Below are 15,056 nucleotides of genomic sequence, written 5' to 3' on the forward strand. Positions count from 1 at the left end.
CTGGCCAGAGTCGGTCCGAAACCCATATTCAGGATCTTGAATGTTAGTCGACAGCCATTGCCATCTCGATTTTCCCGATTTTGACGGCGAGCGCGCCGAGCTGATCGCCCGCGCCAAAGACGCCGGGATCGGCCTGATGGTGACGATCTGTACCCATATCCGCAAATTCGACCAGATCCGCGCCATTGCCGAACAGCACCCGGAAGTCTATTGCTCGGTCGGTACACATCCGCACAATGCGGGCACTGAACGGGGCATTCCCGTGGAAGACATTCTGGCGCTCGCCGCCCATCCGAAAGTGGTCGCCATTGGCGAGGCCGGGCTGGACTATTTCTATGACAAGGCACCGCGCGAAGCCCAGGAAGAAGGCCTGCGCATCCATATCGAGGCGGCACGTCAAACCGGCCTGCCGCTGGTCATCCATTCCCGCGATGCAGATGATGACATGGCCAAAATCCTGCGCGAGGAAATGGGGAAGGGGGCTTTCCCGGCCCTGCTGCACTGTTTTTCGTCCGGCCGGGATCTGGCCCTGACCGGCATCGAACTCGGACTGTATGTCTCCTTCTCCGGCATTCTCACCTTCAAACGCTCAGACGACCTGCGTGCCATCGCCCGGGATCTGCCTTCAGACCGGCTGCTGGTGGAAACCGACGCCCCCTATCTGGCGCCCCAGCCCAAGCGGGGCAAACGCAACGAGCCCGCCTATACGGCCATGACAGCGGCGGTTCTGGCCGAAACACGCGGTGTCTCCCCGGAAGAGATCGCCCAGCAGACCACGGAGAATTTCTTCCGCCTGTTTCGAAAAGTGCCACGGCCGGCCGCCCTGGCAGGGATATCCGCGCAATGAGCCTCACCCTGACCATTCTCGGCTGCGGCTCGTCCGCAGGTGTGCCCCGTATAGGCAATGACTGGGGCGCCTGTGATCCTCAAAACCCGCGAAACCGGCGTTTGCGCTGTTCTCTTCTGGTTGAAAAACACAGTGAAGCAGGCTGCACACGGGTTCTGATCGACACCGGGCCGGACTTGCGGGAACAAATGCTGGCGGCGGACGTGCCCCATCTGGATGCGGTGCTTTACACCCATGCCCACGCGGATCATCTCCATGGCATTGATGATCTGCGCGCATTCTGGCTGCTCAGCCGGGCGCGGCTGCCAGTCTATATGGATGAACCGACATGGACAAAAGCCCGGTCCGCATTCGGCTATTGTTTCGAAACACCGTCCTGGTCGAGCTATCCGCCTATTCTGGAGCGCCGAGCGATTGATCCGCACAACCCGATCAAGATCACTGGTGCGGGCGGCGCGCTCACCTTCGAGCCGGTCCCCGTCACCCATGGCGAGATCGAGGCGCTCGGCTTCCGGATCGGAAACAGCGCCTACATACCTGATGTATCCGATATCTCAGAAAACAGTCTCAAATATCTGCAAAGTCTGGATTTATTGATATTGGACTGCCTGCGCCGTTCGCCGCATCCCAGCCATTTTTGCCTGGATGATGCGCTTGACTGGACAGCCCGTATCGCCCCGGTACAGGCTGTCTTCACGAACCTTCATTGCGATCTGGATTATGCTACGCTTGCCGAAGAGCTGCCGGCGCATATCGAACCGGCTTTTGACGGTATGCGTCTGGAGCAGGGCGCCCTGACGGCCCGCACCGGTCAAACGGCCCATGTCGGCTAAAGCCCCAAAGCTGCCAACGCAAGAGCGGCTGACACGCATCGCAATCCATTATCTGGAACGCTATGCGTCCTCGACAGCGAACTTGCGCAAGGTGCTGGAACGGCGGGTCCTGAAGGCCTGCCACCACCATGGCCGCGATATGGCTGACTTCATCACCATGATCGAGGCTGTGGTGGAAAAGTGCCGGGCCTCGGGGATGGTCAACGACCGGACCTATGCCGAAACCAAAACCGCCGGGCTCCGGCGCCGGGGCGGGTCCCGGCGCAAGATCGAAGCCCAGTTAAGCGCCAAAGGCGTCGACCGGAACACCATCCAAGCTGTGCTTGACGAACAGTCCGGCAGCGGCACGGAGCTGGAGGCCGCCAGAACCTTCGCCCGGCGTAGACGGCTGGGGCCCTACCGGACCGGTCCGGCCAAGGGGGAGGCAGGTGACCGGCGCGATAAGGATCTGGCAGCCTTGTGCCGGGCCGGGTTTTCCTTTGACATTGCCAGAACCGTTCTCGACGCTCTGCCAGACGACACGGCCGGAGAGGCTTAAGGCCGGTCTTATGCATCGTTTTCATTCAGGAAGATGCAGGCTCGCAACCTAATGTACATTCCCAGAAACGATTGAATCGGGTTCTTAGCAGGCAGCGGCAAACAGGCCGATTTGGCCTCAAAGGCTAACATCCCAATCGGGATTTTACCGCTCTGCTGGTCCTAGCCCAGCTTTGCCTCCTTGGACTTGAAGGACAGATGTCCGACCGCTTGGGGGGCATCAGACGCCTTACGGATGTCGGCCCAGACCTGTTTGTAGTTCGGCAATACGAGCTCATTGACCCCGGGGCCGACCAGATTGCCTTGAGATCCGCCCGGTGCTCCGAACACCATGAACACTTCCGAAGTGCGTGCCGTTGGCGTGGGAACCGTCATGGCAAGCACCGCACCAACATCATTGTGGATCTCGACGAGATCTCCGGCTTCGACGCCAAGACCCGCCATGTCATCCGGGTTCATTTCAACGAAGGGGAAGGGAAATCGGTCTTTCACAAAGTCGTTTTCCTGATCCAGGAACCAGTTTTGCCAGTGGAGGTTGGAGCGGCCATTGTTGATGAGAAAGGCATAGCGCTCTTTCTGCTGTTGTTTGCCCGGTGCCTGGAGACCACGCCACCCGGCGGCACAAAAACGCGCCTTGCCGTCGCCGGTCGAAAAAATGCCGTCCGCATAGAGGCGCTTCGTGCCCGTCAAACGGCCATCTGCGTAACCGGTCACCGGCTCCTGCACGCCGTTATTGCCCATCGCACGCAAGCGGTCATAGGTCACATCGGCGCTGACATGGGTGTGGTACCCATCCATGAAGTCATCCTCTTCCCGCGTCCAGTCAAAGCCCTGAAACAGCGCCGCATAGCTGTGGCGGCCGTCTTCACGAAGAACGGCCTCCAGCCGGTTTGCAAGCCGGGCAGCAATCAGACAATCTGGAAGGGCGGACCCCGGAGGGTCCATGTATTTTTCGGTCAGACGCAACCGGCGCTCGCCATTCATGGACGTGAGGTTCATCTCTCCGGATTCTGCAGCTGGCAGCAGGACATGCCCCTGCTGCCCGATCTGGCTAGGGATAATGTCAACGCAGACTGTAAACAGACCACCCTGACCGATCGCGTCGACAATCGCGTCCACAAGCTCGGACCGGCTGGCGCCTGCTGCCCGGTCGATCGCATCGCGCACAAGCGCGGTCCGCCGATTGTAGATCTGCTTGAATTTTGCAGCGTTGAGCGTTGTCTTGAAATGGTCGTTCGCCCACACGTGGTGGACCTTACCCCCACCTTCGATGAGGAGATTGTCCACATAGGCTGAGGGACGTCCGGCATGGGCCGCTGACGGGCGGACATAACCTTCCTGATGTCCGCCAAGGCGGACAACGCCTCCTCCTGGCCGTCCGATATTGCCCGTCGCGAGCCCAATATTGACCAGAGCGCCAATGGTCCGGTAATTGTCGTTACCCCAGATGATACCTTTTTCATAGGGGAAGACGGTCCGGCGCCGGCTGCCGTCGGGTTTCGGTTCGGCAATCCAACGGGCCGCCAGGACCAGAGCGTCCTCCGCAATGCCGCAAATGTTTGCCCCTTCTGAGAGCGATATCCGGCAGGCCTGGCGGGCAGCTTCGTAGCTGACCAAGGCGGCCGGGTAGCGGGCGTCCTCGGCTTGCGCGATCGCGCCGGAATATGTCGCCTGCTCGATGAAGGCGCTGTCAACCCAACCCTGATCGGCGATATAGGTGAAGAGGGTGTTGAAAAGGGCAAGATCTGTTCCGGATTGGATCTGGAGATGCAGCACATTTTCGGCACCCGCGATCTGTTCGCAGGCATTCAAGGTAACCGTCCGCCGCGGATCAACCAGTACGAACCGGGCTGGGGCATGCGCTTCTCCGGGCAGTTCGCGCCGTTTCAGGTCGAGCGTGTCGCCGCGAAGTGCTGGTACCATGTGGTTGAGAAAAAGGTTGGTCTGGGTCTCCAGCGCGTTGGCCCCGGCCATGAAGATTGTGTCCGTTAATTGATAATCTTCGTAACAATTGTTCAGCTCGCCCACGCCCATGTCGCGGGTGGCATGAACTTCCGAATTATAGGCCGGCCGGTTGTGAATGCGGCAGTTGCGCACCTTCATGGCATCAAAATAAAGCTTGCCCGTGCCCCAGGTGTTTTCATATCCACCGGCAGAGCCACCATGGTCGAACATGGAAACGACCAAGTCGTCCTCATTTTCTGCGTCGATCACACGTGCTGTCACGCGTGCCGCTAGGTCCAGCGCATCGTCCCAGCTGGTTGGCTGCCATGTCCCATGACGCCAGATCAAGGGATCCGTCAGCCGTTGCTGTTGCGTTCCCGTGATATCGGAGCGCCGGTTCTCGGCCATGCGCGCACCGCGCACCGATCCGAGACCGGAATTGACCGCGCAATCCTTGTCGGGCTTGATGACGAGATGCACATTCTTACCATCCTGACGCACCACATTGTGCATGCTGGGCGCATACCAGGCCTCTGTCTCGATTGCCTGCTGCTCATGCAGATCCAGACCAAACACGTTCTCGTCTGGCGCCGGCCCTCCCTGTTTAGAAAGTGGCCATGTATAGGCCTTGTAGCCACATCCAACGATACAATAGTGACACGTCACATTGTGCTGGTTGGCATCGGCGGGAATGACCGGCAAGCGGTCGACATGTCTCTTGAACGCCATGGCGGCCTCCGTCGTTGCTGCTCAGCTTCCGGACCACAAAGTGTTGGACAAACGCCCAAAGATCTGTTCGTCGACGCTTTCGGCGAAGATATCTCCCTGATCGTCAACCCGCAGCCAGAACTGGGCCAGGTTCTGGGTCGCATGACCCCAGATCTGGAGGCCGCCCGCTTCGCAGTCAAATCGGGAAAAATGCCCGGGACAGGTCAGGGTGCGGTCTTCTGCCTGGAAGACCAGTGGCCACCCCATATGGGGACAAAGCGTTGAAAAGGCGACGATATCCTGGTCTGATCCGACACCTCCCTCAACAGGCTGGCCTAACTTCAGAAGAACACCAGGACTGTCCACATCCGGGTAGGTAATCGCAAGTGGTGTATCGGTTTCCAGATCGGAGACATTGGCCAGCCGGCTGGCCGGATAGCGGATTTGGGCCAGTCCGGACTGCGCCATCGCCGGCTCACTTGTGCCCGCCATCGCGGCGGTAACCGCGCCGCCCTTGAGAAAGGTCCGCCGCCCGATCCCAATTCGTTTCGAACATGACATCTCATTGCCCCCTGGATCCTGCTATTCAGAAAATTCTATTAATGAGAGCATAGAATTCATAAACAACCAATAGGGGATTTAATACTGGATCATTTGGCGGCGGTCTCGCATGCCGGTTTCAGCACGCGTTCATCAGCCGGGCTGGCCGGTGTCCAAACTGGCCCGCAGCCGGTCGATCAGCCATTTTCGAACGCTGTCAAAATCCGTAGGAGCCGGCTCCTGCCTTGGCGTCACGAACCAGTAGCCAAACTCGATCGGCAGTCGCAGGGGAAAAGGCTGAACAAGACGGCCAGCGGCCAAGTCATCGGCGACAAGTAATGTACGACCGAGAGCCACCCCCTGACCATTCAGCACCGCCTGGAGCGTTGCTGCATCATCGCCGAGGCGAGGGCCTCGCAAGCCTTGCGGCGCTTTAACGCCTGCATGGCCGAACCAGTCACGCCAGCCCTCCGACATATCGCCGTGAAACAGCCGGACATCCAGCAGATCAGCCGGTTCTTTAAGTCTCTGCCGCGCGGCGAAGCCGGGCGTGCAGATTGGACAAATGGTTTCTGCACCAATGAATTCAGCGCTCACATCGTGCCAGTTTCCGCAACCGAACCGGATTGCACCGTCAATCTGTTCAACCCGAAAGTCGATCAGGTGGCGAGAGGCCGAAATCTTCAGGTCGATTTCCGGAAAGGCACTGTCAAAATCCTCCAGCCGGGCCGCAAGCCAGCGCGCAGCCACGCTTGGAAGCATGGACAATGTGATGGTCGTGGCAATCTCGCGCCCCTGGGTCTCAATGAAGGCCTGTTGCAGGTCGGCGAATACCCGCACAAGGCTTTCGGCGAAATTCTTGCCGCGTCCGGTCAAGATCAATCGAGGCCCATGCCGGACAAAAAGCGGGTAGCCGACAAGCGCCTCAAGATCCTTGATCTGCCGGCTCACAGCCCCTTGCGTAACATTCAGATGTTCAGCCGCGGCGGTGAAGCTGCCATATCGCGCCGCAGCTTCGAATGCACGCAATGCGCGAAGCGACGTGTTCGTCCATAGAGTATGAGTTTTTCTCATAATGATACGGAGGATAATCAGGGTTTTCTGAAATATTCAACATCTTATCATTGCAGAAAAAGGCAGAACACCTCATGCCTGTATGTGAATTTCGCCTGCCGAGTTCGGCGGTGAGCCCGTCTGATCCGGATTGAAGACAACCAGGGATTTTGTCCGTTGTGACCCGGTGAGGCCGGCGCAGAAGGTGGAAGGGCACTGCTGGGTGAGCGCAAAAAACCAAGCCTTCACCGGTTGGTACGCGTTGACAGAAAGACTTTGAAGAGGCGCGGCAGGTTGGGCGACAAAGCAAGGCCGACGGCAGAGAGGGCAACAAAAATGACCGTTTCGACCGTGCGACAGGGCCGGCAACTGATTGAGCCGCATATTCGTCTGGCAGAACCAGACGATGCGGCCGGAATTTCAGACATCTATAGCCACTATGTTCTGCATGGCACGGCAACCTTTGAAGAGGTCGCACCTGATGCGAACGAGATGGCGCGGCGGCTTCAGGCTCTTCGTGATCGAAATTACGCCTGCCTGATCGCGGAGCAGGACGACCGGATCGTGGGCTACGCCTATCTCGGCCCGCACAAGGAACGGTCTGCATACCGGTTCACCGCTGAAGACACAGTTTACGTGTCTCCCGATTGGGTCGGAAGCGGCATCGGCACACGTCTTCTCGAAACCTTGCTCGAAGACGCAAGACAGAGCCGACGCTATGCCAGCGTTATGGCCGTCATCGGTGACAGCGAGAATGCAGGTTCGATCGGTCTCCACAGCAAGATGGGATTTCGGCATATCGGGATGGCGGCCGGGCTGGGCTTCAAGTTCGGCCGTTTCATCAATGTCGTCTACATGCAGCTAGACCTCAGGAATGAGAAAATGCCGGAAGAAAGTCTTTAGGTCGGTTCCATCGACCACGGTTTCGGCCGGCCGGGCAGGGCCAAACGGCAAGACCATTCTCGCCAGGCCAAGACACTGGCGGACAGTTCAGTAGTGAGAAATGACGGATATGGCGAACGAAAGCTCCGTAAACTCAACAAGTCCTCACGAGGCTTCACTGCGCCATATCTTGCCCGATTTGCCGCTTCCGATCTGGATGATTTTGGTCACCCTGTGCCTGTTCATCGCAACGGGGCTTCCGGCCAAGGAAATCGTGGCCGGATTCAATTCAGGCTGGGGTGCTGCGATCGGAGAATTTGCGCTCATCCTGATCCCGTCTTTCACCTTGGCCGCGGCCATCGACCGAATGCGTGTGGAGGGGCCGCCGCTCCTGTCCGTCGGTCTTTCGCCGCTTGCTGCGGCTGGAATGGTGTGTCCGGATACGGCCTACGCCGCTCTGACGCCCATGAGCAAGCGCCGACGGCTTGAAATCGCCTTCGGGTCATTTTCAGGGTTCAAGCTTCTCTTTCCTGCCGGACCACTGATTGTTGCCACTGGCCTTGGCGTCAGCGACGGGTGGATGTTGCTCGCTTGTGCCGCGTTGTTTGTTCCTGTGTTTGCGGTCGGTATCGTGTTTGCCCGCATTTTTGATGAGCCCCCGGAGGTTGCCGCTGGAAGTGGCGTTCGCACCAAGGGTTCGTTGGCCGTGCTGGTGCCATTCGCCATCTTGTGCGGATTGTTGATCTTGGGCGTGGCCTTCGACTTTTCCGGGTACACGGTGATCGGTTTTCTCGTCAATCCGAAGGGCGCCCTGATCTGCGCAGCCTTCGTCGCCCTGGCCATGATTGCCCGCGGAGAGCGCCGGGCTTGTCTGGAATCTGGACTGCGCCGGAGCGGCTCACTTCTTGTCATCATCGGAGCGGCCAGTGCCATGAGTGCGGCCCTGATACTGGCCGTTCCGCTCGGGTCGTTTTTTGAGGGCCAGAACGGGATGCTGGCCATCTTGAGCCTGTTCGCATTGACGGCCGTTTTCAAGGTGGTCCAGGGCTCCAGCATGTCCACCTTTGCGGCGGTCACACCGATAGCCGCCCCCATCGTGGCCGCCTCCGGCTTGCCCGCCATCGCCGCTGTTCTGGCGGTCTGTCTCGGGTCATTTGTCGCGATTCTGCCCAATGACAGCTTCTACTGGTTGGTGCGCAAGAGCGCTTTGGCCGAGTGCGCCGAGGGGCGAGCAACTTTGGTACTCGCAGGTGGGTCGATCCTGCAGGCCGCCATAGGATTGATAATATTGCTTGCCGCTTACGGGGTGATGGCATCGTGAAGCGGAAACGGGCCGGCGTCACATGCCGTTCAGACGAGGATCGCACGAAACAACAATGCCAATTGCTGGGTCCGGACCCGAAATGGACGGATGGGGGATCGTAATCATGGATGTGAAGGAAGCTGTTCAAGCTGGATACAGCCAGCGGGCAACGACGAAATCCGCCGTTATGGGACTGGAGGCCGTCACCGTATGCCGCGCCGGAGGGATAGACCGGTCGCTGTTGGAAAATGTGCCGCAGGAGGTCATTGATCACGACTACGGATGCGGAAACCCGACCCGGTTTGCGCGCATGGGCGACGTGGTCCTGGACCTGGGGAGCGGCAGCGGCAAAATCTGCTACGCGTTGGCGCAGGTGGTCGGCAAAACCGGGGCCGTGATCGGGATCGACATGAACCCGGATATGCTCGAACTTGCCCGCCGCAACCAGAGTGTATTTACCCGCGCCACGGGCCTGTCCAATCTGACATTTGCCCGGGCCCACATTCAGGACCTTGCCCTGGATCTCGAGGCCGCCGATGTCGCGCTGGCCGGCCGGACCATCGGATCCTTTGCAGACTTCGAGGCCCTGGAGAAGGACCTGTGCAATATCCGGGTCCAAAAGCCGCTGATTGCGGACGAAAGCGTGGATCTGGTCGTTTCCAATTGTGTGATCAATCTCGTCGAAACGGGTCAGAAAGACCGGGTCTGGACAGAAATTTTCCGCATTTTAAAACCGGGCGGACGCATTGCCCTGTCGGACAATGTCTCGAGCAAGCCTATCCCAGCCAGATTGAGAAACGACCCTGACTTGTGGGTTGGCTGCTATGCGGGCGTCTATGAAGAGCAGGCCTTTTATCGTGCTCTTGTGAAGGCAGGATTTGTCGGGCTGACCATAGAGAACCGGATGTCTGTCCCGGACAAGACCGTAGACGATATCGAGTTCCGATCAGTAACAGTGACTGCACATAAACCGGCTTCCGTGGCTTGCGGAGAGGCTGATCGCGCGGTGCTCTATCGAGGTCCGTTTCAACGTGTCGAATTGGAGGGTGGACAGACGTTCCAACGCGGCCAGCCAACGCCAGTGAACGCGACGACGGCCGCCCTTTTGTCCCTTGACCCGTTGGTTGCAGCTTTCGAAACCGTCAACGGACTTTCCGGCACGCCGGACGATGGCGGCCAATCAGGTTGCTGTTCCTGAGCGCTGAGGAATATTGCCGGACATCCGGCGATCGCTCCCTGTCGATTTGACTTCTGATACCTGCCGCCACTCCGGCACGATCTGATCAAAGTTAGAAGGAGACCCGAATGTCCAGTTCAGTTTTGGTGTCCACATTTGAAGGCGGTTATCAGCCGCTCAACGCGCTCAGCGGTCTCGCCGCCTTGCGCGATGCGGGCCATGAAACAGATTTCATTGATGGCTATGTCGACGGCTACGACCTGGAGCGGATTGCCGCCTATGACACGGTCGTGCTGCCGGTCCCGCTTTTCGACAGCCTGACGTCGGCCGTGCAACTTTGCGGGCAGCTGAAGGAAACCGGGTCGAAAGCCGACATTGTCATGTATGGTCAATATGCGACGCTGAATGCGCCCTATCTCAGCAGCAGCTATGCGGATCACGTGGTCTCGGGTGAGTGGGAGGTGCCACTCGTCTCCCTGTTCGACCGGTTGAATGGATCCAGTGAGCCGACAATCAATGTTCATAGCCGGGGTGCTGACGGTCCAGAGCGCCGGATGGAATTGAAGGAACTGCGTGGTAAGATGTCCACGCCGCACCGCACGTCCGCCCCGCCGCTTCACAAATACCCGCAACCGCACCTGACCAAACTCCTGGGTGAGGAGAAGGTCGTCGGCGGGCTCGAACTGACCCGGGGCTGCCACCATAAATGCACCTACTGCTCGGTATTTTCCGCCTATGATGGCAAGGTCAATCTCGGTGACCAAGATGAGATCATGGCCGATATTGATTGGCTTGTTGAAGCAGGCATGGAGCATCTGACCTTTATTGATGCCGAGTTCTTCAATGCAACGCGGCGTAGTTTCGACACTCTCGCGCGCATCCATGAACGGCATCCGTTCCTGACCTTCGACTTCACGACGCGGGTTGATCACCTTCAGGAAAACCGGGACCGGATGGAAGAACTGTACCGGCTTGGGGTGCGCGTCATCACCTCCGCTCTTGAGTTTCCGAAAGACGAGGTTCTGCGTCAGGTCCGCAAGGAGGTCACGGTTTGCGACCTTGTCGACGCCGTGCGGATTGTCCAGACATCCGGCATCGTTCTCAACCCCACGTTCATTATGTTCAATCCGTGGGTGTCGCTGGAGGATTTCGGCCGGTTTTACGAATTCCTGAAAGAAACCGACATGCTCGATGCCGTCGACCCGGTGCAGTATGAAACGCGGCTGCATCTCTACAAGGGCTCGCCGCTGCTTTTCAACGAAACCGTTGCACCCTTGGTGGTGAAAGAAAACGAGTTTTACTACGAGTGGGAGCATCCCGACCCCCGGGTCGATGAGCTGTTCCTTGCCAGTTTGACACCTGTCGAAGAGGGGCAGTTCAAGCGCTGCTGCCTGAAATGCTGATCTCGACCATCTGACTTGACGCTGCAGGGGGAGAAAACGGATGAGCAAGCTTGAAGACATGTTGGTGCTGTCGCGCAAGCTGGCCGCCGAAAGTCCGCAAACGGGGGATCGGCTGCTGTGGAGCGCAGAAGACTATTCCGAAGTGATGTCACGGTTTTTGTTCCGCGGTGACCCGGGGCAGGGTGTTTCCATCGATCCGCCCAGCCCGGTGCTGGACGAGATCATGGAGGCTGAGGCGCCTTGCTATGTTGTCTGGTCCACGCGCACTCCCGACACAGATCGCCTGGCTGGCGCGCCGATCACATCGTCTCGCCGAAAGCCCACAGATCTGAGATTGACAGATGAATTCGTTGATCAGGCACTGGGCGGCCTTCAAGATCTGCATGATGTGCAGGCTCTCGTGGCATCTGCGGGTATTTCCGCTGCACAGAAATGGGTCCAGGACGGGGCATGTGGCTGGATCGCAGCCTCCTTCCTCATGAACACCTTGGACGATGCGGAACTCCGGACAGCGCTTGCGGAGTGCAAACGGGTACTGACGAGAGGCGGTGTTTTTCGGTGTATCGTTCTGGCCGCAGATGAACCGGGAAGCGAGTGCCCGCTGACCTACGCGGGTTATCAGATGCAAAGGATTCCGCTCGAAATCCAAATAGCTGAAGATCTCGCCCAGGCAGGTTTTCACGGCATGACCCTGACCGAACTGGCGGGAACGCCCATCTTGACCTCAGGAGGCGCCGAGCTGCGTCTGTTCGGTGCCGAAGCTTTTCTCGGCACAGCGGGGATCTGCCTGGATCAGGGGGATGCCGCAGTCTATCTTGGCCCTTGGAAATCCGTTGAAGACGATGACGGTCACACCTATCCGCGCGGTGTGCGAATTGCGGTGTGCGAGAAAACGGCTGGCGTGCTCGAACGTGCGCCCTATGCCGGTTCATTTCTCATTCTCAAGGCCCTTGACCCGCCTGCGCCAGAGGCTGCGCCGCTGTTTGATTGCAGCCGGGATGTCACGCGAGACCCGGGAGAAACCAAGGGACGCATTCCGGTCGGGCAGGGGCCAGCTGTGATGTCAGCTGCGCTGGATGAAAACGAATCCTGTGGCCCAGGATGCGACTGCTGAGAGAGCTGCCTGATCCGATCGTTTTGAGTGAAACCCCTGCAGACCGGGCAGATGGGATCGCCAGCCCCTGCGGAATCACGCCATTTACAAGATCCTCCAGACTTCTCTGACGAGCACGGAACACAACCCAATGACTGTTCGATACACCCCTGTCGAGATGCTTGAGAGGCTTGTTTCCTTTCCGACCGTGTCCAGCGACAGCAATCTCGATCTTATCGAATTCGTCGGTGACTATCTTGCTGGACATGGGGTGAAGCCGATCCGGATCCCGAGCTCCTGTGGCCGCAAGGCCTCTTTGATTGCCAGCATCGGCCCCGATCGGCCGGGAGGCGTGCTTCTTTCCGGGCATACCGATGTGGTTCCGGTCCAGGGGCAAGCTTGGACCTCAGATCCATGGTCTTTGATCGAGAGAAATGGCGCTTTGTACGGCCGCGGAACCTGCGACATGAAAGGCTTCTGCGCCGTTGCTCTGGCATTGGTCCCGCAAATGATTGAGGCTGGACTGACGCGGCCGGTCCAAATCGCCTTGAGTTATGACGAAGAGGTCGGGTGTTTAGGTGCCGCACGCTTGATCCCCCATCTCAAGGAGGCGTTTCCCAAGGCCGAGGCGGTCATCGTTGGAGAACCGACAGAACTGAGCGTCGTCAACGGCCACAAGGGCACATGGTCGCTGGTCACGCGGGTGCAGGGCTATGAGGTCCATTCATCCAGGTGTCATAAGGGTGTTTCGGCGGTTATGGCCGCCGCGCGCCTTGTTGCCTGGCTGGATGACCGCATGCGTGAAAATGCCCATTGCGCTGAGACAGAAGGTGGTCACGCAGACTTTGACCCGCCCTACACCACGCTTCATGTTGGCCGCATCAAGGGTGGAACAGCCGGCAACATCACGGCCTTGAAATGCACATTCCCCGTCGATATCCGCACATTACCCAGCGAGGATATGGATGGCTGGTTATCGGCCTATCGGACATTTGCGCGTGATCTGGAAACCGACCTCAAGCGCGTCCGGCCAGAAGCGTCGATTTCAATCGAAGTCCGGGCCCGTGTGGCCTCGCTTGCGCCGGAGGCCGGGGGGCGCGCGGAAGCGTTAACAACCCGGGCAGCGGAAACGAATGTCATTGAAAAAGCAGCGTTTGGCAGTGAGGCTGGCTTGTTTCAGGAAGCTGGCTACTCAACTGTGGTCTGCGGACCAGGGGCAATTGAACAGGCACATCAACCCGATGAATTCATCTCATGTGCGCAGTTGGCGGCTGGTGAGGCGTTTATCCGTAACATTTTAGATGGGCTTGCAGTGGAAGCGTAGGGCGTGGAGGATAGCCAGTGACTGCAATGGCAGGTGGATGTCGGCTGCGGTCCGAAATCGACATCTCGTCCTGTTCGATGAGAAACAGTTAAGCCCGATCCGGAGCACGTAACTCGGCCCAAATCCTTCGAAGATCAATTGTCACCACTGAGGCAATCTAACTACGCGAATTAAAATTCCATAATATTGATTATGCGCATAACGCATGTAGCTGCCGGTCTAAAGTTACGTGGCCTATTCAGGAATGTCACACTTCTCGTTCTGACAAAACCGCTGGGAGAAGCGGCATTGGCTGGGTGATGATGAGCGAGCGTGACTTGAACAGGATCGAAGTACTGGCCCAGGATGCGGGAGAGCTACAAGGATTTCGGGCCAACACCGGCGGCCGATCGGCACGATCGAAGCCGCCAACGCCTGCTTGCCGCAGTTCATGGAACGTTACAACGCACAGTTTCCAAGGTCCCTGCTCGTCCGGACAACCTGCACCGGGCACTGAATGTGGAACCGGACCGGCCCCAGGAGATCCTGTGCTGAAAGGAGAAGCGTTACGTGACCGCACAGCTTGCGATTTCCTATGAGCGCAAGCGGCTGATCTTGGAGGAGAACGAGGTAACCAGCACCGTTTGTTTGATGATCCGGATTATTTTGCAAAACGGCCGAAAGCGCGGAAGGGAATTGAAGCTGCTGAATAGTTCGAATTGAATGGTGATGAGCCCACTATGCGACACATTCAAGCTGCAAAGTTATCCTACCAATTCGCGGAATGTGTATCGCTCTTACCTATTTAGGCAGCATTGATGAGACGTTTTCTGACCTTACTGGTATGTGTGCTTTCAACCTCCGCATCGGCTCAAAACTCAATAACGTCTTCAAACTCTTCATATGAAGCTAACACTCAAGCGGCGCATCTCTATGCAACAATGATCAAAACCAAAAAAGAACTGAAAATAGAGAGCGGTGAACGCTTGAAATACGATTCAGAAAAACTATTTCAATTAGCCTCATTACTTCTAGAAGCAACTTCTAAGTATTATAAATATAGAGCCTTAGAACTACGAATGGACGGGAGCGCGACACTTTTAGAAGAAAGGCCGTTCGAACAATTTTTATCGTGCGCAAATGCCGCAACAAAGCTTGCGGATTTCACGAGCTATTCCGCAATAACTGATGTTGAATTACCCCGTTTAAAGGTGCTCTACATCCAGTTTTCTGCGGATTTTGCAGAGTGTGAGCGTGTTCGGACGCCTAAATATTTCCACAACCGATCGGTTCGTTTTTAAGTCAATGCTTGAAGATCATTTGTGTCCGCCCGGTGAAGCCGGTCTTCATGGCGGCCAGGCGCTCTGTTACGCTGCTTTTGCAGCGTAACACCAAGGCATGAGTTCGTTGATGCGATTGATCTTGTGGTCGGC

General features: G+C 57.8%; 14 protein-coding genes. 11 read left to right on the forward strand and 3 right to left on the reverse strand.

Going from position 1 to position 15,056, the window contains the following annotated elements; translation table 11 throughout:
- Positions 1–40: 40 nt before the first annotated feature.
- The 3 genes from ACXAH0_RS24540 to ACXAH0_RS24550 are packed head-to-tail and all read left to right on the forward strand — an operon-like array spanning position 41 to position 2,218.
- Positions 41–847, forward strand: coding sequence for a TatD family hydrolase (locus ACXAH0_RS24540; RefSeq protein ID WP_475186196.1), 807 nt, complete (start codon positions 41–43; stop codon positions 845–847).
- Positions 844–1,680 carry an MBL fold metallo-hydrolase gene (locus ACXAH0_RS24545; RefSeq protein WP_475195826.1) on the forward strand — a complete coding sequence of 279 codons (837 nt, stop codon included), beginning with the start codon at positions 844–846 and terminating at the stop codon, positions 1,678–1,680. The genes ACXAH0_RS24540 and ACXAH0_RS24545 overlap by 4 nt, the downstream gene beginning before the upstream one ends.
- Positions 1,670–2,218, forward strand: a complete 549-nt coding sequence (locus tag ACXAH0_RS24550) for a regulatory protein RecX (protein ID WP_475195829.1) — start codon at positions 1,670–1,672, stop codon at positions 2,216–2,218. The genes ACXAH0_RS24545 and ACXAH0_RS24550 overlap by 11 nt, the downstream gene beginning before the upstream one ends.
- 161 nt (positions 2,219–2,379) lie before the next feature.
- Here the strand turns inward: ACXAH0_RS24550 and ACXAH0_RS24555 are convergent, their stop codons facing one another.
- The 3 genes from ACXAH0_RS24555 to ACXAH0_RS24565 form a co-directional block, all read right to left on the reverse strand.
- Positions 2,380–4,890, reverse strand: coding sequence for an arsenate reductase (azurin) large subunit (locus tag ACXAH0_RS24555; RefSeq protein ID WP_475195831.1), 2,511 nt, complete (start codon positions 4,888–4,890; stop codon positions 2,380–2,382).
- A gap of 21 nt (positions 4,891–4,911) precedes the next feature.
- Complete coding sequence (locus tag ACXAH0_RS24560) at positions 4,912–5,430, reverse strand: arsenate reductase (azurin) small subunit (protein ID WP_475195832.1); 519 nt, start codon at positions 5,428–5,430, stop codon at positions 4,912–4,914.
- A gap of 132 nt (positions 5,431–5,562) precedes the next feature.
- Positions 5,563–6,438 carry a LysR substrate-binding domain-containing protein gene (locus tag ACXAH0_RS24565; RefSeq protein WP_475195833.1) on the reverse strand — a complete coding sequence of 292 codons (876 nt, stop codon included), beginning with the start codon at positions 6,436–6,438 and terminating at the stop codon, positions 5,563–5,565.
- 360 nt (positions 6,439–6,798) lie between these two features.
- On the opposite strand from ACXAH0_RS24565, the gene ACXAH0_RS24570 reads away from it, so the two are divergent.
- From ACXAH0_RS24570 to ACXAH0_RS24605, 8 genes are all read left to right on the forward strand, one after another.
- Positions 6,799–7,365 (forward strand): N-acetyltransferase family protein, encoded by a 567-nt coding sequence (locus ACXAH0_RS24570; protein ID WP_475186210.1) that lies wholly within the window; start codon positions 6,799–6,801, stop codon positions 7,363–7,365.
- 109 nt (positions 7,366–7,474) lie between these two features.
- Positions 7,475–8,665 carry a GntT/GntP/DsdX family permease gene (locus ACXAH0_RS24575; protein ID WP_475195835.1) on the forward strand — a complete coding sequence of 397 codons (1,191 nt, stop codon included), beginning with the start codon at positions 7,475–7,477 and terminating at the stop codon, positions 8,663–8,665.
- Positions 8,666–8,747: 82 nt separating this feature from the next.
- On the forward strand, positions 8,748–9,845 hold the full coding sequence (locus tag ACXAH0_RS24580; protein ID WP_475195837.1) for a methyltransferase domain-containing protein: 1,098 nt from the start codon (positions 8,748–8,750) through the stop codon (positions 9,843–9,845).
- 107 nt (positions 9,846–9,952) lie between these two features.
- Complete coding sequence (gene arsL, locus ACXAH0_RS24585) at positions 9,953–11,227, forward strand: arsinothricin biosynthesis radical SAM protein ArsL (protein ID WP_475195839.1); 1,275 nt, start codon at positions 9,953–9,955, stop codon at positions 11,225–11,227.
- A gap of 40 nt (positions 11,228–11,267) precedes the next feature.
- Complete coding sequence (locus tag ACXAH0_RS24590) at positions 11,268–12,341, forward strand: hypothetical protein (RefSeq protein ID WP_475195842.1); 1,074 nt, start codon at positions 11,268–11,270, stop codon at positions 12,339–12,341.
- 130 nt (positions 12,342–12,471) lie between these two features.
- On the forward strand, positions 12,472–13,644 hold the full coding sequence (argE, locus tag ACXAH0_RS24595) for an acetylornithine deacetylase (RefSeq protein ID WP_475195845.1): 1,173 nt from the start codon (positions 12,472–12,474) through the stop codon (positions 13,642–13,644).
- Between the two features lie 549 nt (positions 13,645–14,193).
- The gene (locus ACXAH0_RS24600; protein WP_475195848.1) at positions 14,194–14,346 is read left to right on the forward strand and encodes a hypothetical protein; all 153 of its coding nucleotides are present in this window, start codon (positions 14,194–14,196) and stop codon (positions 14,344–14,346) included.
- Between the two features lie 95 nt (positions 14,347–14,441).
- On the forward strand, positions 14,442–14,924 hold the full coding sequence (locus tag ACXAH0_RS24605) for a hypothetical protein (RefSeq protein WP_475195851.1): 483 nt from the start codon (positions 14,442–14,444) through the stop codon (positions 14,922–14,924).
- The last annotated feature ends 132 nt before the right edge of the window (positions 14,925–15,056 follow it).

It is taken from the genome of Roseibium sp. AWQ4_290 (genome assembly GCF_056160985.1).